Origin of the sequence: Acinetobacter towneri DSM 14962 = CIP 107472 (genome assembly GCF_000368785.1) — a bacterium.
GTDB classification, from domain to species: Bacteria; Pseudomonadota; Gammaproteobacteria; order Pseudomonadales; family Moraxellaceae; genus Acinetobacter; species Acinetobacter towneri.
Genome location: NZ_KB849689.1, coordinates 377,223 through 398,652 on the forward strand (window position 1 = coordinate 377,223; position 21,430 = coordinate 398,652).

At 39.6% G+C, this 21,430-nt stretch carries 22 protein-coding genes and 1 pseudogene; 12 read left to right on the top strand and 11 right to left on the bottom strand.

Going from position 1 to position 21,430, the window contains the following annotated elements; genetic code table 11:
* Positions 1-13: 13 nt before the first annotated feature.
* The 3 genes from F947_RS06070 to rodA all read left to right on the top strand — a co-directional run bounded on the left by F947_RS06070 (position 14) and on the right by rodA (position 2,370).
* Positions 14-418 (top strand): septum formation initiator family protein, encoded by a 405-nt coding sequence (locus tag F947_RS06070; protein WP_004973349.1) that lies wholly within the window; start codon positions 14-16, stop codon positions 416-418.
* Entirely contained in the window at positions 375-1,106 is a 732-nt protein-coding gene (gene ispD, locus F947_RS06075) for a 2-C-methyl-D-erythritol 4-phosphate cytidylyltransferase (RefSeq protein ID WP_004973351.1), read from the top strand. The genes F947_RS06070 and ispD overlap by 44 nt, the downstream gene beginning before the upstream one ends.
* Positions 1,107-1,233: 127 nt before the next feature.
* A complete protein-coding gene (gene rodA / locus F947_RS06080) occupies positions 1,234-2,370 on the top strand; it encodes a rod shape-determining protein RodA (protein WP_004973355.1) in 1,137 nt (378 codons plus the stop codon).
* A gap of 75 nt (positions 2,371-2,445) precedes the next feature.
* Here rodA and F947_RS06085 read toward each other — a convergent pair whose 3' ends face one another.
* On the bottom strand, positions 2,446-3,408 hold the full coding sequence (locus F947_RS06085) for an IS30 family transposase (RefSeq protein ID WP_004973357.1): 963 nt from the start codon (positions 3,406-3,408) through the stop codon (positions 2,446-2,448).
* 226 nt (positions 3,409-3,634) lie between these two features.
* Between F947_RS06085 and F947_RS06090 the strand changes: the two genes are divergently transcribed.
* Positions 3,635-4,543, top strand: a complete 909-nt coding sequence (locus F947_RS06090) for an AEC family transporter (RefSeq protein ID WP_004973361.1) — start codon at positions 3,635-3,637, stop codon at positions 4,541-4,543.
* 76 nt (positions 4,544-4,619) lie between these two features.
* Here the strand turns inward: F947_RS06090 and tnpA are convergent, their stop codons facing one another.
* On the bottom strand, positions 4,620-5,018 hold the full coding sequence (tnpA, locus tag F947_RS06095; protein ID WP_004970281.1) for an IS200/IS605 family transposase: 399 nt from the start codon (positions 5,016-5,018) through the stop codon (positions 4,620-4,622).
* A gap of 59 nt (positions 5,019-5,077) precedes the next feature.
* On the opposite strand from tnpA, the pseudogene F947_RS06100 reads away from it, so the two are divergent.
* Positions 5,078-6,385, top strand: a pseudogene (locus F947_RS06100) (RNA-guided endonuclease InsQ/TnpB family protein).
* 68 nt (positions 6,386-6,453) lie between these two features.
* Here F947_RS06100 and F947_RS06105 read toward each other — a convergent pair.
* The gene (locus F947_RS06105) at positions 6,454-7,104 is read right to left on the bottom strand and encodes an A1S_1983 family putative colistin resistance protein (RefSeq protein ID WP_004973366.1); all 651 of its coding nucleotides are present in this window, start codon (positions 7,102-7,104) and stop codon (positions 6,454-6,456) included.
* A gap of 98 nt (positions 7,105-7,202) precedes the next feature.
* Here F947_RS06105 and ispF point away from each other — a divergent pair, with 98 nt between their 5' ends.
* Entirely contained in the window at positions 7,203-7,691 is a 489-nt protein-coding gene (gene ispF / locus F947_RS06110; protein ID WP_004973369.1) for a 2-C-methyl-D-erythritol 2,4-cyclodiphosphate synthase, read from the top strand.
* Positions 7,692-7,725: 34 nt separating this feature from the next.
* Here the strand turns inward: ispF and F947_RS06115 are convergent, their stop codons facing one another.
* From F947_RS06115 to F947_RS06125, 3 genes are all read right to left on the bottom strand, one after another.
* The gene (locus tag F947_RS06115; RefSeq protein WP_004973370.1) at positions 7,726-8,247 is read right to left on the bottom strand and encodes a protein tyrosine phosphatase family protein; all 522 of its coding nucleotides are present in this window, start codon (positions 8,245-8,247) and stop codon (positions 7,726-7,728) included.
* Positions 8,248-8,308: 61 nt separating this feature from the next.
* The gene (locus F947_RS06120; protein ID WP_042068745.1) at positions 8,309-9,400 is read right to left on the bottom strand and encodes a 3-deoxy-7-phosphoheptulonate synthase; all 1,092 of its coding nucleotides are present in this window, start codon (positions 9,398-9,400) and stop codon (positions 8,309-8,311) included.
* Between the two features lie 170 nt (positions 9,401-9,570).
* Positions 9,571-10,458, bottom strand: a complete 888-nt coding sequence (locus F947_RS06125) for a sulfite exporter TauE/SafE family protein (RefSeq protein WP_004973373.1) — start codon at positions 10,456-10,458, stop codon at positions 9,571-9,573.
* A 226-nt stretch (positions 10,459-10,684) separates the two neighbouring features.
* Here F947_RS06125 and lpxB point away from each other — a divergent pair, with 226 nt between their 5' ends.
* The gene (lpxB, locus tag F947_RS06130) at positions 10,685-11,860 is read left to right on the top strand and encodes a lipid-A-disaccharide synthase (protein ID WP_004973375.1); all 1,176 of its coding nucleotides are present in this window, start codon (positions 10,685-10,687) and stop codon (positions 11,858-11,860) included.
* A 5-nt stretch (positions 11,861-11,865) separates the two neighbouring features.
* Here lpxB and F947_RS06135 read toward each other — a convergent pair whose 3' ends face one another.
* Positions 11,866-12,819, bottom strand: coding sequence for an AraC family transcriptional regulator (locus F947_RS06135; RefSeq protein WP_004973376.1), 954 nt, complete (start codon positions 12,817-12,819; stop codon positions 11,866-11,868).
* Between the two features lie 166 nt (positions 12,820-12,985).
* On the opposite strand from F947_RS06135, the gene F947_RS06140 reads away from it, so the two are divergent.
* From F947_RS06140 to F947_RS06150, 3 genes are all read left to right on the top strand, one after another.
* A complete protein-coding gene (locus tag F947_RS06140) occupies positions 12,986-14,191 on the top strand; it encodes an alkane 1-monooxygenase (RefSeq protein ID WP_004973378.1) in 1,206 nt (401 codons plus the stop codon).
* A 176-nt stretch (positions 14,192-14,367) separates the two neighbouring features.
* The gene (locus F947_RS06145) at positions 14,368-14,616 is read left to right on the top strand and encodes an AbrB/MazE/SpoVT family DNA-binding domain-containing protein (RefSeq protein ID WP_004973383.1); all 249 of its coding nucleotides are present in this window, start codon (positions 14,368-14,370) and stop codon (positions 14,614-14,616) included.
* A complete protein-coding gene (locus F947_RS06150; protein ID WP_004973384.1) occupies positions 14,616-14,951 on the top strand; it encodes a type II toxin-antitoxin system PemK/MazF family toxin in 336 nt (111 codons plus the stop codon). The genes F947_RS06145 and F947_RS06150 overlap by 1 nt, the downstream gene beginning before the upstream one ends.
* Positions 14,952-15,040: 89 nt before the next feature.
* Here F947_RS06150 and F947_RS06155 read toward each other — a convergent pair whose 3' ends face one another.
* From F947_RS06155 to F947_RS06170, 4 genes are all read right to left on the bottom strand, one after another.
* A complete protein-coding gene (locus F947_RS06155) occupies positions 15,041-16,240 on the bottom strand; it encodes an acyl-CoA dehydrogenase family protein (RefSeq protein WP_004973386.1) in 1,200 nt (399 codons plus the stop codon).
* A gap of 51 nt (positions 16,241-16,291) precedes the next feature.
* A complete protein-coding gene (locus tag F947_RS06160; protein WP_004973388.1) occupies positions 16,292-17,602 on the bottom strand; it encodes an acyl-CoA dehydrogenase family protein in 1,311 nt (436 codons plus the stop codon).
* A gap of 269 nt (positions 17,603-17,871) precedes the next feature.
* Positions 17,872-19,245, bottom strand: a complete 1,374-nt coding sequence (locus F947_RS06165) for an ABC1 kinase family protein (protein ID WP_004973390.1) — start codon at positions 19,243-19,245, stop codon at positions 17,872-17,874.
* Between the two features lie 143 nt (positions 19,246-19,388).
* On the bottom strand, positions 19,389-19,694 hold the full coding sequence (locus F947_RS06170; protein ID WP_004973392.1) for a hypothetical protein: 306 nt from the start codon (positions 19,692-19,694) through the stop codon (positions 19,389-19,391).
* Positions 19,695-19,924: 230 nt separating this feature from the next.
* Between F947_RS06170 and F947_RS06175 the strand changes: the two genes are divergently transcribed.
* Both F947_RS06175 and prmB read left to right on the top strand, forming a co-directional pair.
* Positions 19,925-20,305 carry a lysozyme inhibitor LprI family protein gene (locus F947_RS06175; protein WP_004973395.1) on the top strand — a complete coding sequence of 127 codons (381 nt, stop codon included), beginning with the start codon at positions 19,925-19,927 and terminating at the stop codon, positions 20,303-20,305.
* A 106-nt stretch (positions 20,306-20,411) separates the two neighbouring features.
* Positions 20,412-21,422: a 50S ribosomal protein L3 N(5)-glutamine methyltransferase gene (gene prmB, locus F947_RS06180; RefSeq protein WP_004973398.1), complete on the top strand. Its 1,011-nt coding sequence runs from the start codon at positions 20,412-20,414 to the stop codon at positions 21,420-21,422.
* Positions 21,423-21,430 lie beyond the last annotated feature (8 nt).

Here is a 21,430-nt window from a genome sequence, read left to right on the forward strand (position 1 = left end):
GCGAAATCAGTAGATGTCATTATTAAATGTATTTGACTCCAAAGCGAGTAAAGCATTGTTGGGCCTTGCGATCTTTTTGATCGCAGGGTTTCAATATTTACACTGGTTTGGTGAAGGTGGTTATCGTGACCATGCTGCACTGACAGAAAAAATCCAACAACAAATAGAATTAAATACAGAGCTGAAGGAGCGCAATCGTGTACTTGCAGCAGAAGTTTATGATTTAAAAAATGGGGTAGAAGCCATTGAAGAGCATGCCCGTTTAGATTTAGGCTTAATTAAGCCACATGAAACCTTTGTGCAAATGAGCACCATCAGCACACAATATAAACCAATTTATATTCAACCGAATTCCACAGTAGATTTACGCACCAATGAATCACAACAACTTGCAGCAGCAACCGCCCCGACACCCTAAACTTTGGGCGGTTATTCCCGCAGCGGGTTCTGGTAGTCGTTTTTCTAGAACTGAACTTAAACAATATCAGTATATTCAAGATCAAACAGTCTTAGCGCACAGCATCGCACGTTTAAATCACTTGCCTTTAGCGGGTTATGTTTTGGCGATTGGTCAAGCAGATGATGTAGCGCAAAACCTAAACTTGGCACAAAAAGAAAAAGCACATTTTTGCGTAGGTGGTGCAGAGCGAGTGGATTCAGTCTTAAATGCACTGCATTATTTATCTGAAATCGCCCATGCAGATGACTGGGTTTTGGTGCATGATGCAGCGCGTCCTTGTGTGACAGCTGCTTGCCTTGAACAGTTGTATCAGACTGCACTGGCAACAGATCAAAGTGCAATTTTGGCTATTCCAGTGCGTGATACTTTAAAAAAGGTAAGCCAAGGCACAAAAATTGAAACCACGGTAAGCCGTGACCAACTTTGGCAAGCGCAAACTCCGCAAATTGCTAAACTTGATGTGCTTAAAACAGCCATTGAATCTGCATTAAAACAGCAATTGACGATTACCGATGAGGCCAGTGCTTTAGAAGCAGCAGGGCAAATTGTAAATGTTGTGCACGGTCGTTCGGATAATATTAAAATCACCTATCCCGATGATTTAGAGCTGGCACGTTTAATTTTAGCCTCACAACAACATGGATGATAAAAATCTAGTGTAATTAACACCGCGTTAAACTTGAATCTTCAACGATTAAGCTTTAATGATTCACTCTGTGCCGCTTTGCTTCTATAATTGTCCATCCTGTCTATTTTAAATACCTTTGAGTCGCATGAATCCATCGCAGCAGTATCGTTTTTTACGTCACTCATTACGTGATGGTAGAAGCATTAAAAATGATTCCTCACGCTGGACTAAATTACATTTAGATCCATGGTTGCTGTGTTTTCTGATTTTAAATGCGATTCTGGGTTTAATGGTGGTATATAGTGCCACCGCGCAAGATATGGGGATGGTGCTGCGTCAAGCAACCAGTTTTGGCATTGGTTTTATCGCCATGATTATTTTGGCGCAAATTCCGCCTAAGGTATATCAAGCTGCCAGTCCATATTTTTATATCTTTGCAGTCATCATGCTGGTTTTGGTTTTGGTCATTGGTGAAACCCGTATGGGGGCAAAACGCTGGATCAGCTTGCCAGGTATTGGCAGTATGCAACCCAGTGAATTTATGAAATTTGCCATGCCATTGATGATGGCGTGGTATTTTTCGCGTCGTGCTTTCCCGCCTAAATTGATCCATATCATTGTCGCTTTAGTGATTATGATGATTCCTTTTGTCTTGGTGGCATTGCAACCCGATTTAAACATTGGTTTGATTATTCCCGGTGTCTTTGCGCTATTTTTAAGTGGCATGTCATGGCGATTAATCTTAGGAGCAATCACTGCATTGGCGCTCGCAGCACCATTGCTTTGGATGTTCTTTTTGCAGGAGTACCAAAAGAAAAGGGTACTCACCTTATTTGACCCAGAGTCGGATGCCTTGGGGGCAGGCTGGAATATTATTCAATCTAAAATTGCCATTGGTTCAGGCGGCTTTACAGGTAAAGGTTATTTAGAAGGAACGCAATCACATTTGGGTTATCTGCCTGAACATCATACTGACTTTATTATGTCGACCTATGCCGAAGAATTTGGTTTTATTGGCGTATTTTTACTGTTCAGTTTGTTTGCTGCCATTATTTTACGTTGTTTGATGATTGGGATGAATTGTTTCCATAATTTTGGACGTTTGTATGCAGGCACGGTTGGTCTGACTTTCTTTTTCTTTGTATTTCTAAACTCAGGGATGGTGAGTGGTATTTTACCTGTAACGGGTGACCCATTGCCGCTGATGAGTTATGGTGGAACGGCTGTTATTTCCATGTTGGCGAGTATGGGGATTGTGATGTCTATCCATACTCATCGTTAATACAGAATCCATCTGAAAGATGATGTAGGTGAGTTTTGCTATTATCATCTTTTTCTCTTTTTGTGGTTGGCGGATTCAAGCGGCAAGTGCAACAGTATAAAAACCAGCCATAACTTCACTCGGTGTATACCAACCTAGTGTTTTTCTAGGACGATGGTTGAGTGCAAATTCTATCTGCTCTATTTGTTCGTTTGACACGTCATCAAACGATGATGATTTTGGCAGATATTGACGGATTAAACCATTCGTATTTTCATTTCTAGCTCGCTGAATAGACTTGTAAGGATCAGCAAAATACGTCTCTATGCAAGCATCAGTAATTCTTTTGTGTTCGGAAAATTCTTTGCCATTATCAAATGTCACACTATAAGCATGGCTCATTTGTAAACGATCTAATGCACAAGTAATTGTTTGAGAGGATGCTCTCGTTGGCCCTAAATGAACAATATGTACATACAGGCTCTTTCGATCAACGAGAGTCAATAAAGCACCTTTATGATGTTTACCAATCACCGTGTCACCTTCGAAATCTCCTAAACGTTGTCGTTGATCAATGACCTGGTCTCGGCAGTGAATACTTGTTTTATCAATGATTTGCCCCCTACGATCCGTGTTTTTGTAACCGCGTTTTCGATATTTCTTCTGAAGCCTTAAGTGTAGATAAAGTTTACCGCCTTTTGATTTATCTTGATAAATGTACTGGTAAATCCACTCATGTGAAGGTACATCCAGCCAACCGCGTTGTGTTAAAGCACCTGAAATTTGTTCTGGTGACCAGTCCAAACCAATCAAATAATCAATATAAGCGAAGGCAAATGCTGTCATTGATGATGAAGGACGGTACCGTCTTTGACTTGCAAATTTAGCTGCCTGTTGAGCTCTATATCCACGTTGCCCAGTATTTCTTTTTAATTCACGGTAGATGGTTGATCGTGAACGTCCTAACTCCCGAGCAAGGGTAGCGATTGAACTTTTACTTTTCAAAGTAGCATAAATTTCGTATCTTTCATCTTGAGAAAGTTGGGTGTATTTCTTCATTGTGTGCTTTCCAATTGCGGGTTGAAAAAGTCTAATGATTCTATGAATACACCTAACTTTTTCAACTAACTACAAATGTGTTGCACTTGGGATTTGAATCTGCGGTTTTAAAAAGCCTAAGCAATTAGGATAAACACAAAACAATCCTTATAATATCCAGTAAATTTACTTTATTTATTAAGCAATAATTTAAAAAGAACAGCATAACAGTAACACAGAGCACCCCATGACCCATTTAATTTTTATTGCACTTTTCCCTTTGATTGCCTTAATTGCAATGGGTTATCTGCTTAAGCAATCACGTATGTTGGATGAGCCATTTTGGAAGGGTGCAGAAAAGTTAAATTACTATATTTTGTTTCCTAGCATGTTGTTTTTAAACCTCGCTACAGCAAACATTGAAGCGAAATCAATCGCACAGATTTTGTCGGTCGTAGGGATTATTGTGGCTTTAGTAAGTTGTCTGTTATATGCCTTGCGCGGCTATTTCAAAACACCCGCAGTCCGTTTTGGGGTGTATATGCAAAGCATGGTACGTTTCAATACGTATATCGGTTTGGCTTTGGTCGCAGCATTGTTTCAGGTGCAGGGCATGGCGCTGTTTGTGATTATTTTGGTGTTCTGCATTCCATTGGTGAATGTTTTATCTGTGCTGGCTTTAAGCGATACTAAGACTTTACAGGCAAAGCAAATCCTATGGTCATTAATGAAAAATCCATTAATTTTAGGGTGTATTGTTGGCGGTCTATTTAATTTATCAGGTTTGAGCTTGTGGGAAGGTGCAGCGCATTTTATTCGTCAAATAGCGTTATGCAGTTTGCCTTTGGGATTAATGTGTGTGGGCGCAGCATTACAATTTAATGGCTTGCAACGAGATGTATTCGCATTGGCATTGAATGTGTTCGGGCGTTTGTTATTTATGCCTGCTTTGGCTTGGCTAATTTGTCAGAGCTTAAATGTTCCAGTGTTGGAGTCGCAAATTTTAGTCTTGTTTTTTGCTTTACCTACTGCATCGGCAGCTTATGTACTTACACAAGTTTTAGGGGGAGATAGTCGTTTAATGGCTTCAATTATTAGCTTGCAAACCGTATTCGCCGCATTAACTTTGCCAATTGTGTTGTGGTTGCTCATTTAATCTGTCTAATACAATCTATCTCCAAGTGAAAGAGGACTCCACTCGTCAGTCAGGGTGGAGGTGAATTTCACAAATTTCAACCTTGTTGATTCTGAATATATTGTTTGATTATTTCCAAAGGCGCACCACCACAAGACCCTGCAAAATATGATCTTGACCATAAAACAGGTTTTGTATAATTCCCTCTCAAGTCTAAAAACTCATTTCGCATTCTTCTACTTGTTACAGACTTTAAATTATTAACCAATTTGCTTAACTGTACCGTTGGTGGATACTGAATAAGCATGTGAACATGGTCGGATTCACCATTACATTCCTTTAATTCAGCATCAAAATCTTTACATATTTCAGTTGCACACTCATTGAAATATTTATGATGCAACTCACCTAGTATTTTTTTTCGATATTTCGTTATAAAAACTAAATGAACATGAAGATTAAAGGCTGAATGTCGGTTTTTATATATCTCACTCATTGAAAAAATATACCTAAAATGTTAGAATCAGCACCATATTAACAGATACACACTCATTAATGAAAATCAACAAAGCGTATAAATTTAGGCTTGAGCCTAATGTCGAGCAAGAGGTTATTTTAAATAATCTCGTTGGCTCTGCACGCTTTGTTTGGAATCAAATATTAGCAATTTCATTTGAAATGTTTGCTCAAAATAAACACATTAATGCGGTGAATCTAGTAAAAAAGATAACAGCACTGAAAAAGAATCCTCAGTTTAGCTTTTTAGATGGAAATTCAAATGCTGTGTCACTTCAACAAAAAGTTCGTGATCTTGCATCAGCATGGGGGAAGTTTTTCAACCCTAAAGAACATGCTCGACTAAAAGAAAAAAAGCGCAAACCTAAGAAACCTAAATTTTTTAAATTGGCTGATGGTACTGAGGTTCAGTTGCGCCCACTTATGCCTAGATTTAAGAAAAAATCAGACGGTTATGATTCCATTCGCCTTGTACAATTCGATAAATACTGTTGGGTTAAAGGAAATAAACTCAAACTCCCTAATGGCGTAGGTGTTATTAAATTCAGGAAGTCGCAAGAGATTCTAGGCACAATAAAAAATGTGACGATCAGTAAGGTGTCAGGACGTTGGTACGTTTCATTCTGTACTGAAACAGAACTTAGTGAAATGCCGATCCACCCATCAAAATCAGCGATTGGTGTTGATCTTGGTGTTAAGAAATTAATCACTACCTCAAATGGTCAGGTCTTTGACCCGATCAATAGCTTTAAAACCAATCAGATTAAATTAGCTAGACTTCAACGGAAGCAGAGAAAGAAAGTTAAATTTAGTCAAAATTGGAAAAAACTGAATTTTAAAATCAATAAACTACATCATCACATTGCCAATATTCGTCATGACTACTTGCAAAAAATCACTACAACGCTCAGCAAAAACCACGCAATGATTGCTGTTGAGGATTTAAAAGTAGCAAATATGTCGAAGTCAGCAAGTGGCACAATCGAAAATCAAGGAAAGAATGTAAAAGCTAAGTCAGGCTTAAACAAATCAATCCTAGATCAAGGTTGGGGCATGCTCGTTAGTATGTTGGAATATAAGCAACAATGGTGAGGTGGATTACTTGTAAAAGTTGATCCGAAGTACACAAGTCAAACCTGCTGTGAATGTGGTCATGTAGCAAAAGAAAACCGACAAACTCAAGCTAAATTTGAGTGTGTCGGATGCGGTTATGTTGCGAATGCGGATTTAAACGCATCTCGTAATATATTGTCGGCAGGACATGCCGTTTTGTCTGTGGAGGGTGGATGCGGTAAAGGTCGCCCTAAGAAGCAGAAAGCAAGCGAAATCCGTGAGGAAGTCGCCTAAGAGCTTTGCTTTTAGAATCCCCCACTTGAGTGAAAACGAAAGTGGTGGGAGTATGTCAATGTTCAGCATTAATCGTATAAACGATAGATGCCCGCAAAGCGTTCACAACCTTTTTGTTTGGTTTGAATTTTTAAGATTGCTTTAGAATAATTAAACTCATAACTGCAATCGTGCTCATTGTCGATGATTTTGTTTTTTTGATCAGGTGTTGTATAAGCTAAAAAGGCAATACTTTGGCTTTCAAGGCGGTTATTTGGATTGCGATAAGCAATACCTTCAATTTTAATGCTGTTTTTATTGAGTTGATGAATTTGTAAATGTACGGGTTGTGCAGCAAATTGACCATTTTCATATTTTAAATAATGTTGAGTCATGCTTTGATTCATTGAAGTGAAAAAATTCAGTTGATCAATTCTAAAATCAAATTGCTGAGTATAACAATTTAAGCTTTTGCATTGCTGTAAGCGTTGGATCCACAATTGCTGAGTATCTTCTAACAAGCGAATAGGCGCATCACTCATCAAATAAGCTGTTAAATGTTGATCACTTAATTTTTCACGCAATTCTGAGAAATTTTCTGTGCACACCTGCGCCAACTTTTTATTGGGTGTAGATCTACAATCAATCCCTTGTGCATAAGAGAAAGATGAATATAAACAGCCAAATAACAGCAGTGTACTTAAGTTTTTGATAAGATGAATCTCAGATTTCAACAGCATGATCGCTTATACTTTCACTATGTTGCGCTAGGTCTAATATAGCGAAATCGAAAGTATGAATACAAGATTTCAATGATTTATTTCTACAGGAGTTGAACATGGTTGCACAGATTCGTATTGGACAAGGATTAGATGTTCATGCCTTTGAAGCGGGAGATTTTGTGACGCTTGCAGGTGTTCAAATTCCTCATACACAAGGTTTAAAAGCACACTCAGATGGTGATGTAGTGCTGCATGCACTATGCGATGCATTATTAGGTGCTTTGGCGCTGGGGGATATTGGGCAGCATTTTCCAGATACCGATCCAAATTATAAAGGTGCAGATAGTCGGGTATTGCTTAAACAGGTTTATCAACTCATTTTAGACCGTGGCTATAAACTGAATAACGCCGATATTACTGTGGCGTGCGAACGTCCTAAACTTGCACCGCATACGCTAGAAATGCGCCAAAGTGTCGCTGATGTATTGGATGTAGAGGTCACACAAATCAGTATCAAAGCGACAACCACTGAAAAATTAGGTTTTACTGGGCGTCAGGAAGGTATTTTAGCAACAGCGATTGTATTGATTTCTCATACAAAATAATCGCGTTAGAATTTTATCTATACAATCTGCTGAATTAAGAAAGTTCAGCAGATTCTAAAGCTTGTTGTAAATCTTGCGTGGCTTTACGACCTTGTAATTGCAAAGAAACGGCGTGAATTAAGCCTGTCCAAGTTTCATTGGGTTTCCAGATATCATGTAAAAAGTCTTGAGCCGTTGCAATATCCACATCCATAAAATATTGACGATACAAATACATTAAACTACTGACGTGGTTGTTATTGCTGCAATGTACCCACACCATTTGGCTTTCTAATAAATGATTGACCAAATCGAGCAATAATAAACATTGATCAGAGGATGGTGTTTCCCATGAAATTGGCAGTTGAATATAGTTTAGTCCAACATCCAGACAAATTTTGTCTTCATGGGGAAGGGCGTGTTCCGCATCACTTTCAGCCAAATTAATGACAGTGCCAATACCATATTCTTTAATTTGTTTTAATTCTTCAGCCGTAGGCTGACCTGAAGAAAACAAACGCTCATGAATGAACTGGAAATTTTTAATTTGGCTAAGTTGGGTTTCAATGTCATTCATGCGCGCAGAATTTCCTATGCTACAAATAGAAACGCCATCATGAAGATGGCGTTTTTAAATCTTAACGATTCACTAAAACGTCTTTTAATGCTTCATGCATTTCAAGCAATGCTTTTTCAGTGGTATCCCAGTCGATACAACCGTCAGTCACAGACTTACCATACTCTAAATCGCATAAGTTTTCAGGAATATCTTGACGACCACCTTTCAGGTGACTTTCGACCATAATCCCAACAATAGACTTATTGCCATCTAAAATTTGCTCAGTGATATTTTTTAATACCAATGGCTGTAAGAATGGGTCTTTGTTTGAGTTAGCATGGCTGGTGTCAATCATGATTTTGGTGCTGACTTTGGCTTTGTTTAATGCATTTTCAGCATCTGCAACAGAGCCTGCATCGTAGTTAGGCTTGCCATTACCACCACGTAAAACCACGTGTGCATACGGGTTGCCGCTAGTACGAATTACTGAAACCTGACCTTGATCATTAAGACCCAAGAAGCTGTGACCGTGTTTTACCGACTGCATGGCATTGGTAGCAACTGTTAAGCCGCCATCTGTACCATTTTTAAAGCCGACTGGAGAAGAAAGACCAGATGACATTTCACGGTGCGTTTGGCTTTCTGTAGTGCGTGCACCAATTGCAGACCAAGAAATTAAATCTTGATAATACTGCGGAGAGTTTGGATCAAGTGCTTCAGTCGCACATGGCAAACCTTTTTCATTTAACTCAAGTAAAAGTTTACGACCAAGACGCAAGCCTTTTTCAATGTTAAAAGAGTCATTCATGTCTGGATCGTTAATTAAGCCTTTCCAGCCCACTGTAGTACGTGGTTTTTCAAAATAAACACGCATCACAATATAAAGAGAATCTTTTACTTTTTCGCTTAATACTTTTAAACGATCTGCATATTCATGTGCAGCAGCAGGGTCATGAATAGAACATGGACCAATCACCACAAATAGACGCTTGTCTTTACCATCTAAAATATTGCGGATTGTTTCACGACCACGAAGAACGGTTTGATAAGCATTTTCAGTCAAAGGTAACTCAGTTTTTAATTCTGCAGGAGTCACGAGTGGCTGAATACTTTCAATATTCACGTCATCGATGTCTGATTGTGTAAGAGGATTAGACTGTAAAGTATTCATTGCCGTCACTGGTTTGATCATACAAAAGATTGTTTAATAGTCTGAATATAACATGAATTTCACTGTATTTTGTTATAAAAAGATGAATACTTCTTTAAAAAATAAGTGATGAATCGGGTAGATAAATTAAACGGTCTGTTTTAGCAAAATCCTGTCAGATAAAGCATTCATTATTGGCTGGCTTGTGCCTCAGAAACTGCTGTTGCAGTTTCTGGTGTGCTGATAGGTTTTGATTTCACAGGATTGACCATAAAGTTAATCCCGATAATAAATAAGGTAATACCTAAAACTTTACGAATCACTTTTTCAGGTAAACGTGAACTGACTAAAGTTCCCACCACAATTGCAGGAATCGAGCCAACCAACAACCAAACCAATAGGTGAAAGTCGACATTGCCTGAACTCATGTGACCTAAGCCTGCAACTAGGGTAAGTAAGACGGCATGCACGACATCTGAACCGATAATACGAATCATCGGTAGATTCGGGAACATCAGTACCAATGCCATGATGCCAAAAGCACCTGCACCCACTGAAGAAAGTGTGACAAATACACCCAGTACAACTCCCATAATTACAATGAGGGCACGCTTATCTGCAGCCTGTAGTTTGACCTTTTCAAGGTCTTGGGTCATATCGGGCAATTCTTGTTTATGGTATTTATTAAAAAACGTTTCAATTTGACTGCGAAACACAATTGAGATGCCAGTTAAGGTCAACATAAAGCCCAGTACCACGGTCAGTACCATTTTGTAATGGGTAGATTGGCTTAAATAATTCTCTAAAACCCAGTGGGTCGCAAATGAAGCAGGGATACTGCCCACCGCAAGCCAAATGACAATGGGCCATACAATATTCATTTTTTTGGCATGAACCAATGAGCCGCAGAATTTTGAAATGGCGGCATAAAGTAGGTCTGTTCCAATTGCGATATGAGGTTCAATTTTAAACAAGCTGATCAGAATGGGAGTCATCAGTGAACCGCCACCTACGCCAGTCACACCCACGCAGAAGCCGACCAATACACCTGCCAAAATAAACTCTAAAGGACCAACCATGAAGATATGCCGAAGTCAAAAATCGTGAATATATTATGACTTTTGGCAATAAGCTGTTGTCTTGATTAATGATTTACTTATTCTTAAAACAGATATAGTCAATGTGGAAAATCAGTGCAAAAGATCGCAGATTCAAGCCACGGCTTACTTTCTGTTTCTTACAAAATACAGTGGCTATGCTAAAATGCGAAAATTCATATCCATTAAAATTTAGAGGACAAAACGCTTGCAAAATCGGAAACTTAAAATAGGTATCGTTGTGGGAGAAGTATCGGGTGATACTTTAGGGGCACAACTCATGCGACGTTTTCGTGAGCAAGGCATTGATGCAGAGTTTGAAGGCATTGGTGGCCCGCAAATGATTGCGGAAGGTTTTAAAAGTTATTATCCGATGGATATTTTATCGGTAATGGGCATTGTTGAAGTGCTGAAAGATTTGAAAAAACTCTTTGCAGTACGGGATGGTTTGGTCGAAAAGTGGACTCAACATCCCGTCGATGTCTTTGTCGGAGTTGATGCGCCTGATTTTAATTTACGTCTTGCCAAAAGTTTAAAACAGAAAAACTTGCCGATTAAAACCGTGCAATATGTCAGTCCTTCGGTATGGGCATGGCGACAAGGTCGGGTACATGGCATTAAAGCCAGTATAGATTTGGTACTGTGTTTATTTCCGTTTGAAAAAGCCTTTTTTAAAAAATGGGATGTGCCTGCAGCCTTTGTCGGACATCCTTTGGCGAGTCAGTTGCCGTTGGAAAATCCAATTGCTGCAGCAAAACAAGAATTGGGTTTAGACCAACAGCAACAACATATTGCGTTATTGCCTGGTAGCCGACGTGGTGAAATTGAGCGTTTAGGGCCGTTAGTTTTAGATGCGGCTTATATTTTGACGCAAAAATATCCGCAGTTTAAGTTTTTAATTCCTGCAATTAATGATGCACGTAAACAACAAATTGAAGCGTTACTGCAGTCTTATCCGAGTGCATTACAAGACAAAGTGCAATTGATGGAAAATCGTGGCACAGAATCCAAAATTGGTCGTCAGGTAATGAATGCGTCCGATATGATTGCACTGGCTTCAGGCACGGCGACGTTAGAAGCGATGCTATTACATCGTCCAATGGTTACGTTTTATAAGCTCAATCGCATTACGTACTGGATTGCGAAACTGTTGGTGAAAATTCCTTATTATTCATTGCCAAATATTATTGCAGGTAAAAAGGTTATTCAGGAATTAATTCAGGATGATGCAACACCAGAGCGTTTGGCAGCAGAAATTGAAAAGTTAATTTATATCGAAACTGCACAAATTCAAGTGATGCAACATATCACTATGCATAAGCAATTATTGTCCGATAACAGCGAAGACCCTGCACAAGCAATTTTGGCGATTTTAGATCGTTAAACTGTTCATTTCGTGATTGCATTGTTGTTTTGAAACTGCTGCCGATACTGGCTAGGTGTTAGCTCGAATTGCTTTTTAAAAGTTTGGCTAAAGGCGGTTTCGGAAGAATAACCGACACGATGGGCAATTTGTTGAATCGACAATTGTCCTTGCTGTAAATAATGCGATGCCAAGCGTAGCCGATGTTGTTGTAAGTATGCCAAAGGCGGCTCACCAATCACCTGATTAAACAAATTGGCAAATTTAGAACGTGACATGCAACATTGTTCTGCCAAACTTTCTACCGTCCATGCTTTTTCGGGTTGACCATGAATAGCTGCGAGCGCATTGGAAAGTTCAGGATGTGCCAAAGCGCCGAGCCAGTTATTTGAGTCATCAAGCTGAAAAATATAATCACGCACACATTCAATCAGTAAAATACTGACCAAGTGATCTAATATTTTATCCCGTCCCGGTCGGATTTGATGACTTTCCACCGCTAAAAATTGCAAGCCAATTTGTAACCACTCGGGCGCTGTGCTGCACATGATATGCGGAATATGCAGATATTCGGGTAGGGCACTTAAAAGCGGTTTTGCCATGGTGGTGTCCATGTGGCATTGAATCACCAAAATAAATGCGTCTTCAGCTTGTGTGTGATTTATCGTGCCAAAACTTATTGACTGCTGTGACTGAATTTGAAATAAATCCGAAATATCAAAGTGTTCTGTCCAGTGAGTGTCTGCAGTTGCACTTGCGTAATGACTGCAACCCGATGGAATCAGGACAATATCACCTGCATCAATGTGAAGGTGTGTCTGTGCAGATAAATGGATATGCAGCGAGCCTTGTAGTACTACATAAGCCAGCATTGCCCCTTGGTCACGATATTGAAATGACCAATCTCCTTGAGGATTTAAATAGATATATTCTGATTGGTGCAGATGTATATCATCAAAAATTTTACTTAAAGCATCCATATTTTAAGCATAAATCATTAAAAAAAATAAACCTGTGATTTCAGGACAATATAGCGCATTTTTGCGCCAAAGACTTTTGCATAGCTTTTTTGGACGTCTGCAACTGTTCATTCTCGTGTCTTTCCTCAAATATATAGGTAGAACAGCGTAGAAGGAAGAAAATAAGATGAACGCACCACTTCATTTGCTTAAAGAGATGGAACAGGATGTTCCTTATAAAAGCGCGGCTCAACTCGATAAAAAGCGTTATTTATGGTTGATCAGCCCATTTTTACCTGTATTGGGGATGGGGATTTTGGCGGGTTATCAATTCGCTCCGAAGCCTGCGAAAAAAGTTTTTGCTCTAGGTGGCCCTTTATTATTGCATGTGATTATTCCAACAATTGATACTTTAATTGGTCAAGATGCCAACAACCCAAGCAATGAAGATGTGAAACGACTTGAGGAAGATCGGTATTATTCGCGTTTGGTGAAAAGTTTTATTCCTTTGCAATATGCCGCCAATATTTATGCAGCTTATTTGGTTGGACGGCCACAAACCTCGTTAGTCGATAAAATTTTTCTGGGTATTTCCATGGGGATGGTGAATGGTATTGCTGTCAATACTGCGCATGAACTCAGCCATAAATCTTCAAAAATAGATCACTTACTGTCACATTTGGCTTTAGCACCAACAGGATATAACCATTTTCGGGTTGAGCATCCGTATGGGCATCATAAACGTGCTGCGACACCTGAAGACCCTGCATCTTCACGTATGGGAGAAACATTTTATGAGTTTTGGCCCCGCACGGTAAAAGGTTCGTTTAAGTCTGCACTGCAAATTGAAACTCAGCGTTTAAAACGTAAAGGCAAAAGTTTTTGGTCGAAAGACAATGAATTATTACAAGGCTGGGGCATGAGTGCGGCATTTCATGCTGCATTGTTGGCGCGTTTTGGTACTGGGATCATTCCGTATTTGGCGACACAGGCTTTTTATGGCATTAGCCTGTTTGAAATAATTAATTATATAGAACATTATGGCTTGCTTAGACAAAAAGATGCGCATGGCAAATATGAGCGCACTATGCCTGAACACAGCTGGAATAATAACAATATTGTGACCAATTTGTTTTTGTATCAATTACAACGTCATTCCGATCATCATGCTTATCCAACCCGACCATTTCAGGCTTTGCGACATTTTGATGAAGCGCCTGAATTACCAAGCGGTTATGCCAGCATGTTGCTGCCTGCCATGATTCCACCTTTGTGGTTTAAAATTATGGATAAACGTGTATTTGAACATTATCAAGGCAATTTAAACAAAGCCAATATTCAGCCTAAACGCCGTGCACGAATTTTTAAGAAATTTGGTGTGGTGGATAATTGATTGAATTATTAAGATTATTTTTTAATATTCATTTTGATATTTCTTTTGTATATATCTTTCAAAGGAAAGATTGAGATGTATACCAGATGTCTATTTTCACTCATCTTACTATGAATTGACTTCATCTCATTTTGGCGCATAATAAAGTTATATATTTATATAATATTGAGGTGGGTATGATTCATACAAACTTGAGAAAAGTAGGTGGTTCGGTCATGCTTGCCGTACCGCCTACATTATTAAAAAGTTTAGGTTTAGATGCGGGAAAGGAAGTTTCTCTGAGCATTGTGAATGGTAAGTTAGTGGTCGAACCTAAAGCGAAGCCATCTTATAAATTGGCTGACTTGCTGCAAGAGCATCAAGCTTTAGCATTAGAGCAAGATGCGTGGCATGATGTAAAAGCAGTTGGGCGAGAAGAAATCTAATGAATCAAGGCGATATTTATTTGATTTCATTAGATCCAACACTTGGACATGAACAACAAGGTAAGCGACCTGTATTTGTTATTTCACCTAAGTCATTTAATCTTATTACTAAAATGCCGATTGTTTTGCCTATTACTTCTGGTGGAAACTTTGCACGAAATATGGGTTTCGCTGTAGAGCTTATTGGTGGGAAAACTACAGGTATTGTGCGTTGTGATCAACCTAGAGCTTTAGATTTTGAAGCTAGACACGCGCGGTTTTTAGAATCCTCGCACGCAGATGTTTTGGATGAGGTTTTAGCAAGATATATCGCAATTTTTTCACCTGAAGATTAATTTATATCGAAAAAGACAGAAATTTATAGCAATATTTCTATGAAAATCTGTCTTTTATCTTACTTTACTATATGCCTTAAATCATAAAATCACTTGAGCTCACTCGAACTTTTACCTAATTCACGACGGGCAATAATCAATAGCTGAATCTGTTGCGTACCTTCAAAAATATCTAAAATTTTCGAATCACGTGCCCATTTTTCCAATAACTCATCTTCGTTATAACCCACCGATGCAGCTAACTCGACACACCTGAGCGTGATTTCATTACACACGCGACCAGCTTTGGCTTTGGAAATAGAAGCTTCGCGTGAGTTAGGCTGTTTATTGTCTGCCATCCATGCTGCTTTGAGCATCAATAAACGTGCGGCTTCCCATTCTGCTTCCATCCGATAAGTCTGTGCTGCGATATGTGAACACTGTAAATAGGGCGTGGCATAATTTGCATCTAATTGGTCTTTAAAAATTTCCTTAATCCGCTCTAAAGCGGCTTTGGCACAACCAACGGCCATAGCTGCCACCAAAGGGCGAGTGTTATCAAAGGTTTCCATCACACCTGCAAACCCTTTGGCAACATCAATTTCTGTATTGCCTAAAAGGTTGCTCGCAGGAACACGGCAATTTTCAAATCGAATTGTTGCTGTGTCCGAGGCTTTAATCCCTAATTTATGTTCTAAGCGTTCCACGGTCATGCCAGGTGTGCCCTTAGTCACAACAAAGGATTTGATCGCAGCACGTCCCAGTTTTTTGTCTAAGGTTGCCCACACAACAACGGCATCGGCGCGGTCACCAGAGGTCACAAAAATCTTTTCACCATTTAAAATATATTCATTGTCTACTTTGGTGGCAGTGGTACGAATAGCCGCAGAGTCAGAACCACAGTTGGGTTCGGTAATTGCCATGGCTGCCCAAACACCATTAAAGCGTTGTAATTGTTCTTCATTGGCCACCGCAGCAATCGCAGAATTACCTAAACCTTGGCGTGGCATACTGAGTAATAAACCTGTATCGCCATAACACATTTCGACAATACTCAGTGCGGTAGACATATTTACGCCATTTTTGTTACCTGTAGATGTGTCACCACGTTTGTTGACTGCTGCACCTGCATTCATGCCATCGCCCGCTTGGTTCATACCATCAACTAAGGCGGCAAGCATGTCTAATTCTTTCGGGTAGGCGTGTTCGGCTTTATCATATTTCCTTGAAATGGGACGTAATACATTTAAAGCAACTTCATGTGCCTGATCGACCAACATTTTGAATTTTTTTGGATTTTGTAAATTCATGGATGTATTCCTTATTTTTCTAGCTGGCTATCGTTTATTGATGGTGTGAGATTAAGCATGCAAGCCTGAATGCATAATTGCAGTCGCACGTAAATCACGATACCAACGTTCTACAGGATGTTCTTTGGTAAAGCCATGACCACCTAAAATTTGCACGCCATTGGTGGCAATTTGCATAGATTTTTCTGCACAGAGCAGACGTGCTAAATATGCTTCTCGATGAAAGTTTTTACCCGATTCGGCAAGACTCGCTGCATTCAGCAACAGCATGCGCATGGCTTCAATTTCAATGGCCATATCTGCAATCATAAAAGCCACACTTTGACGATGTGAAATTGGTTCGCCAAATGCAGTGCGCTCATTGGCATAGCGAATACAATAACTTTTCACTGCTTCACAGCAACCAACTGCCATGGCGCACCACATGAGATTGCCTAAATCTAAAAATGCGCTGTAATCGAAATCATCTGTGCCTAAACGCTCCGCAGGGGTTTGATTAAACTTTAAAGTCGCCGTTTCGCAGGCTTTTAAGCCCATTGCAGGCGCTGCTTTAAATTGAATAGAAGCATCACGTTGCACAATGAACACATCGGCTTGACCATTTAGCTCTGCACTAACCAAAAATAAATCTGCTGTTTCGGCCAAAATCACCAGCGTTTTTTCACCTGTAATTAGGTACTGTCCATTTTGCAAAGTCGCTTTGGTTTTTAGCTGATACGGATTAAACGCAGCAGTATTTTCCTGAATCGCAAAAGTGGCTTGAAGTGGCGTTGGATGGTTCGCGTCTGTTTCGGAAAACGCAGATAAATACTGATTTTGAACCTGTTCTGAACCCCAGCGAGTTATGGCATTCATTACGCCAAATGTGGAAAGTAATCCTGCGGTTAAGCCAAAGTCGCCACGTGCCAATTGTTCGGCAATTAAAATATGGCTGACAATATTTTGTTCAGTGGCAACACCGCCTAAAGCTTCGGGCAGAGCATAGGTGTTCAAACCTAAATCTGTGCTGTATTGCCATAATACTTGTGGGAATTTCGCATCATGATCTGCCTGATGTGCCAATGGATAGATCACTTCTGTAGCAAATTGCTGCATGGCATCGACCAGCATTTGCTGTTCTTCACTCAATGACAAATCAAATAAATCTTTGGATTGACGTGTCAGTCGTTGTTGCGGTAATTTTTGTGTGCTTTTAAAATTTTTTTGAGTGGTTTCAAAGGTTTTAAAACCTGCTTTGGCTGAGTGATATAGAGATTGTTCAACCCATTTGCGTAATTTGAATTGATCGAGCAGATCACTCGATGCCATTTTAGTGAGTAGCGCTAAGCCGAATCCTTGGGCTTTGTTTATCATTTGACTCATGATTGTGTTGTCCTACACAGAGAATGCTTGTTTTTTATGCTGACATGCAGACTATAAAAAAACTATGTCATTGCTGACATGCAGAATTGTCAAAGATAAACGGTAAAAATTTTCTTATAACTGGACTAATATGTGGATTTTTATAGATTATTAATTTTATAGAAATCTACGCTTTTAAAATAAATTGACCTAAATGACAATTGCATCGAGTGGGCAACAATCATTTAGGTCTATATAACAGCTTTGATCAAAGAAATAAAAGTTGGGACTTAAATAAACTTTTGAATCATTTTGCGGACATTGGTTTTCGCATCAATCACGGTCATAAAGGTGTAGGCACCAATAAATTTACGGCTAATAAACATAAATTCTTTAGGCGGCACACTAAAGTAACGCGAAGCCATCGATTTAGATGCTTGTTGCATGACACGGCTATGCAGCTGACTTTTTTTCCAGTCATAGCGCGATTGTTCATCCATCACGCCTGCAGGTAAATCGCGGTTATTGTCTAAGTGACTAAAGGCTTCGGTTGCCAATAGAAACACTTTTGCCATGTCAGGTTTAATGCTTTCAGGGATGCTGTCAAAAAACTCATAACCCGTCATGGCATTCACCATCATTTGTGGGTCGTGGTAATAACCCGCCTTGATCAAATTACGCGCCACAGTCAGCAAGTGTTGATCAAATTGACGAATAGCACCAAAGTCGAGCAGTACAATTTTATCGTGAATATCTTCACCATTACCTAAGCGAACTAAGTAGTTGCCAAAGTTCGGGTCAGTCTGCATTTCGCCCCATTCAAATACTTCACGCACAGCAATTTCTAAAGAGGCTTCGCCTAATTGGTTACGGCGTTCTTGAGGTAATGAGAGCATGACAGGGCTGTTAATCGGTACGCCACGTTCAAAGGTCATACACAGCACTTGGTCGCTACAGTATTCATCCACAATTTGCGGCACAATGTAGCGCGGATCATCTTTTAAACGGGCAGCAAAACGACGTGTCGTTTCCGCTTCAATTTGATAGTTGACTTCACGATGCATCATTTCACGCACTTCATCAAACCACTGATCAAATTCACGGGTTTGCGGCACCATGCGTGTCAATTTGAGCATATTTCTAAATAGGCTCATGTCTGAGTCAATCGCATCTGCTACGCCTGGATATTGGATTTTTAATACCAACTCCAAACCATCCGACTTGCGGGTCGCGCGGTGAACTTGAGCCAAAGAGGCTGTACCTAATGGCTCATGATCAATGGTGAGATCATCAAGTTTGGCACCTAACTGTGCCTGTAATTGCTGTTTAATTGCAGGCCATGCCAATGCGACAGTCTGGTTATTCAGCGTGTTGAGTGCTTGCGTAATTTCTTCAGGTAAAAAATGTTCGCCGTACAGCGCCATCATTTGCCCAATCTTCACGATAGAGCCTTTGAGTTTGCCAATTTCAGCCACCAAGTAATCGGCTTGTTCTTTCATGGCTTTTTTTCGTTTACGTTCTTTTTCTTCTTCGCTTGAAAACATAGAGGTGGCATTCGAGGCTGCCCATCGTGTTCCTGCAAGTAAAGATGCCTTTGCGATGGATAAGCGTCGATCCATAGAGGAAGTCTTGAGTTGTTTAAGCTTATCGTTCTGATCTGACATTAAAATCAATCCTTAAATCAGCAATACGCAGGAAAATTAGATTGTAACGGATATTAGCGCGTCTTAACGTATTAAAAAAGTTCAACTTGCTGAACGACGAGTTTCCTCGTGAAAAAAGTATGAAAAACGGCTTAAAAGTACTTTTACATCCGATATTGCACTTTGGTTTCGGCTTTTTTCATCAATTGCGCTTTGTTGTCTTGGATAAATTTGAGAATCATCAATTTTACAGAATCGTGTAAAAAACCATGCGCATATCCCTTAACAATAATCACGCTGGGCAAACTAAAAAATAGATATTTGGCATCATCTAATGACGCATTTTCAAAAATGCCGTTTTCAATCAAAATTTGCTGAAAAAATTGTTTTTCAATCAAGACTGCATCAGAGTGGTTGTCGTTCCAATAGCTTTGGCGCATGGCCATCAAATTATTGTGTTTGTAGCTCATAAGGCTGAAAGCTTCATCTATAAAATGAGTAATTCAATTATTGGGATATTGTCACATTTTTCAATGATTGTTGTGCATTTATCATAGACTGAATCATAAAAAGCAGGGGATTGACTATATGCTTTTTAACCTGAATCTTGTAGCATCAATGCAGCAATTTGGGTTTTGTAAAATTATAAAATATTGAAAATTTACCGCGCTTTAAAAACAGACTGCGCTCAGGGGAAAATATGAAAGTTTGGATATTTACACTATTGGGGATGCTGACTTTGGGTACAGCTCAAGTTTGGGCGAATGGCGTTTCACAAGGCTATACGCAATGTATGAACAATAGTTATGGCAAAATTTCCCAATCGCAAAAATGTATTAAAACTGAGCAAAAAGCACAAACCAAACGACTCAAAAAACACTATAAAGCCTATGTAAAACGCAGCGCAGGCAATGCCAGTAATATTCAACAACAGCATCAACTTTGGGAAAACCGTGTAAAACAACGCTGTTATTTATCGACTCAAAGCGATTTTGCCGCATTACAACGTGCACAATGTGTTTTGCTGCAAACAGCAGAGCGCGCTGATTATTATCAAGGTCAGTTTGTGGGAATCAAATAAGTAAAACCATAGTAAATAAATTACTTGGAAACTGCTTAAACATTATAAAACCGAGCAAAACAAGGTATCATAAGGCGTTTTAAAATTTGACCTTGGAGCGCCTTAAGTGGATCGACCGACAATTAGCCCTGAACATTTGCAGGAAGCTGCTGAAAACCTATCAACCATTCGTGATTTTATTCGCTTTGGGGTTACAGCACTACGTCAATACGATGCACATTTAGGTCAAGGTACAGAAGATTATTTTGCAGAAAGTTCTGCATTGGTGTTACAAACTTTGTCTTTAGACTGGAATGCAGACGCTGAAATTTTAGATGCAAAATTATTGCCGAGCGAAGCAGCTGAATTTTTAAGCTTGCTCGAACGCCGTATCAATGAAAAAGTACCAACTTCTTACTTATTAAACTTGGCGTATTTCTTCGGAAAACCATTTTATGTCGATGAGCGTGTTCTAATTCCACGTTCACCTATTGCCGAGCTAATTGAAAATCGTTTTGCGCCATATTGCCTAGATGAAGAAGGTCAAATGCGCGAAGCAGATAACAATTTACCAGCCAATGCTGCGCCTAAAACCCCACAACGTATTTTGGATATGTGCACGGGTTCAGGTTGTATTGCGATTGCTTTGGCTTATGCTTTTCCAGATGCTGAAGTCGATGCAACTGACATTTCAAAAGATGCTTTGGAAGTCGCACAAATTAACTGTGAACATCACAACAAACAATACCAAGTGGCGTTGCTTGAGTCTGATTTATTCGCCAAAATCCCAGCCGAAAATCAGTATGATTTAATCGTATCTAACCCGCCGTATGTTGATGCGGAAGATATGGCAGATTTACCTGAAGAATTCCATCATGAGCCAGAATTGGCATTGGCTGCAGGGCAAGACGGCTTAGATTTAGTCCGTAAAATGTTGGCGCAGGCGGCAGATTACTTAACTGAAGATGGTCTGATTGTGATTGAAGTAGGTAATTCTGAATGGGCGATGAAACAGAATTTCAACACGGTTGATTTGCACTGGTTAAAATTCCAAAAAGGTGGTTCAGGTATTTTTGCATTGACTGCAGCACAATGCCGTCAATATCGCGATTTATTTATTCAATCTGTTCAAGCATAAGGAGTCGT

Coding starts and splice junctions, on each gene's coding strand:
- F947_RS06070 (WP_004973349.1), top strand. CDS start 14: ATGTCATTATTAAATGTATTTGACTCCAAAGCGAGTAAAGCATTGTTG.
- ispD (WP_004973351.1), top strand. CDS start 375: ATGAATCACAACAACTTGCAGCAGCAACCGCCCCGACACCCTAAACTT.
- rodA (WP_004973355.1), top strand. CDS start 1,234: ATGAATCCATCGCAGCAGTATCGTTTTTTACGTCACTCATTACGTGAT.
- F947_RS06085 (WP_004973357.1), bottom strand. CDS start 3,408: ATGAAGAAATACACCCAACTTTCTCAAGATGAAAGATACGAAATTTAT.
- F947_RS06090 (WP_004973361.1), top strand. CDS start 3,635: ATGACCCATTTAATTTTTATTGCACTTTTCCCTTTGATTGCCTTAATT.
- tnpA (WP_004970281.1), bottom strand. CDS start 5,018: ATGAGTGAGATATATAAAAACCGACATTCAGCCTTTAATCTTCATGTT.
- F947_RS06105 (WP_004973366.1), bottom strand. CDS start 7,104: ATGCTGTTGAAATCTGAGATTCATCTTATCAAAAACTTAAGTACACTG.
- ispF (WP_004973369.1), top strand. CDS start 7,203: ATGGTTGCACAGATTCGTATTGGACAAGGATTAGATGTTCATGCCTTT.
- F947_RS06115 (WP_004973370.1), bottom strand. CDS start 8,247: ATGAATGACATTGAAACCCAACTTAGCCAAATTAAAAATTTCCAGTTC.
- F947_RS06120 (WP_042068745.1), bottom strand. CDS start 9,400: ATGAATACTTTACAGTCTAATCCTCTTACACAATCAGACATCGATGAC.
- F947_RS06125 (WP_004973373.1), bottom strand. CDS start 10,458: ATGGTTGGTCCTTTAGAGTTTATTTTGGCAGGTGTATTGGTCGGCTTC.
- F947_RS06135 (WP_004973376.1), bottom strand. CDS start 12,819: ATGGATGCTTTAAGTAAAATTTTTGATGATATACATCTGCACCAATCA.
- F947_RS06140 (WP_004973378.1), top strand. CDS start 12,986: ATGAACGCACCACTTCATTTGCTTAAAGAGATGGAACAGGATGTTCCT.
- F947_RS06145 (WP_004973383.1), top strand. CDS start 14,368: ATGATTCATACAAACTTGAGAAAAGTAGGTGGTTCGGTCATGCTTGCC.
- F947_RS06150 (WP_004973384.1), top strand. CDS start 14,616: ATGAATCAAGGCGATATTTATTTGATTTCATTAGATCCAACACTTGGA.
- F947_RS06155 (WP_004973386.1), bottom strand. CDS start 16,240: ATGAATTTACAAAATCCAAAAAAATTCAAAATGTTGGTCGATCAGGCA.
- F947_RS06160 (WP_004973388.1), bottom strand. CDS start 17,602: ATGAGTCAAATGATAAACAAAGCCCAAGGATTCGGCTTAGCGCTACTC.
- F947_RS06165 (WP_004973390.1), bottom strand. CDS start 19,245: ATGTCAGATCAGAACGATAAGCTTAAACAACTCAAGACTTCCTCTATG.
- F947_RS06170 (WP_004973392.1), bottom strand. CDS start 19,694: ATGAGCTACAAACACAATAATTTGATGGCCATGCGCCAAAGCTATTGG.
- F947_RS06175 (WP_004973395.1), top strand. CDS start 19,925: ATGAAAGTTTGGATATTTACACTATTGGGGATGCTGACTTTGGGTACA.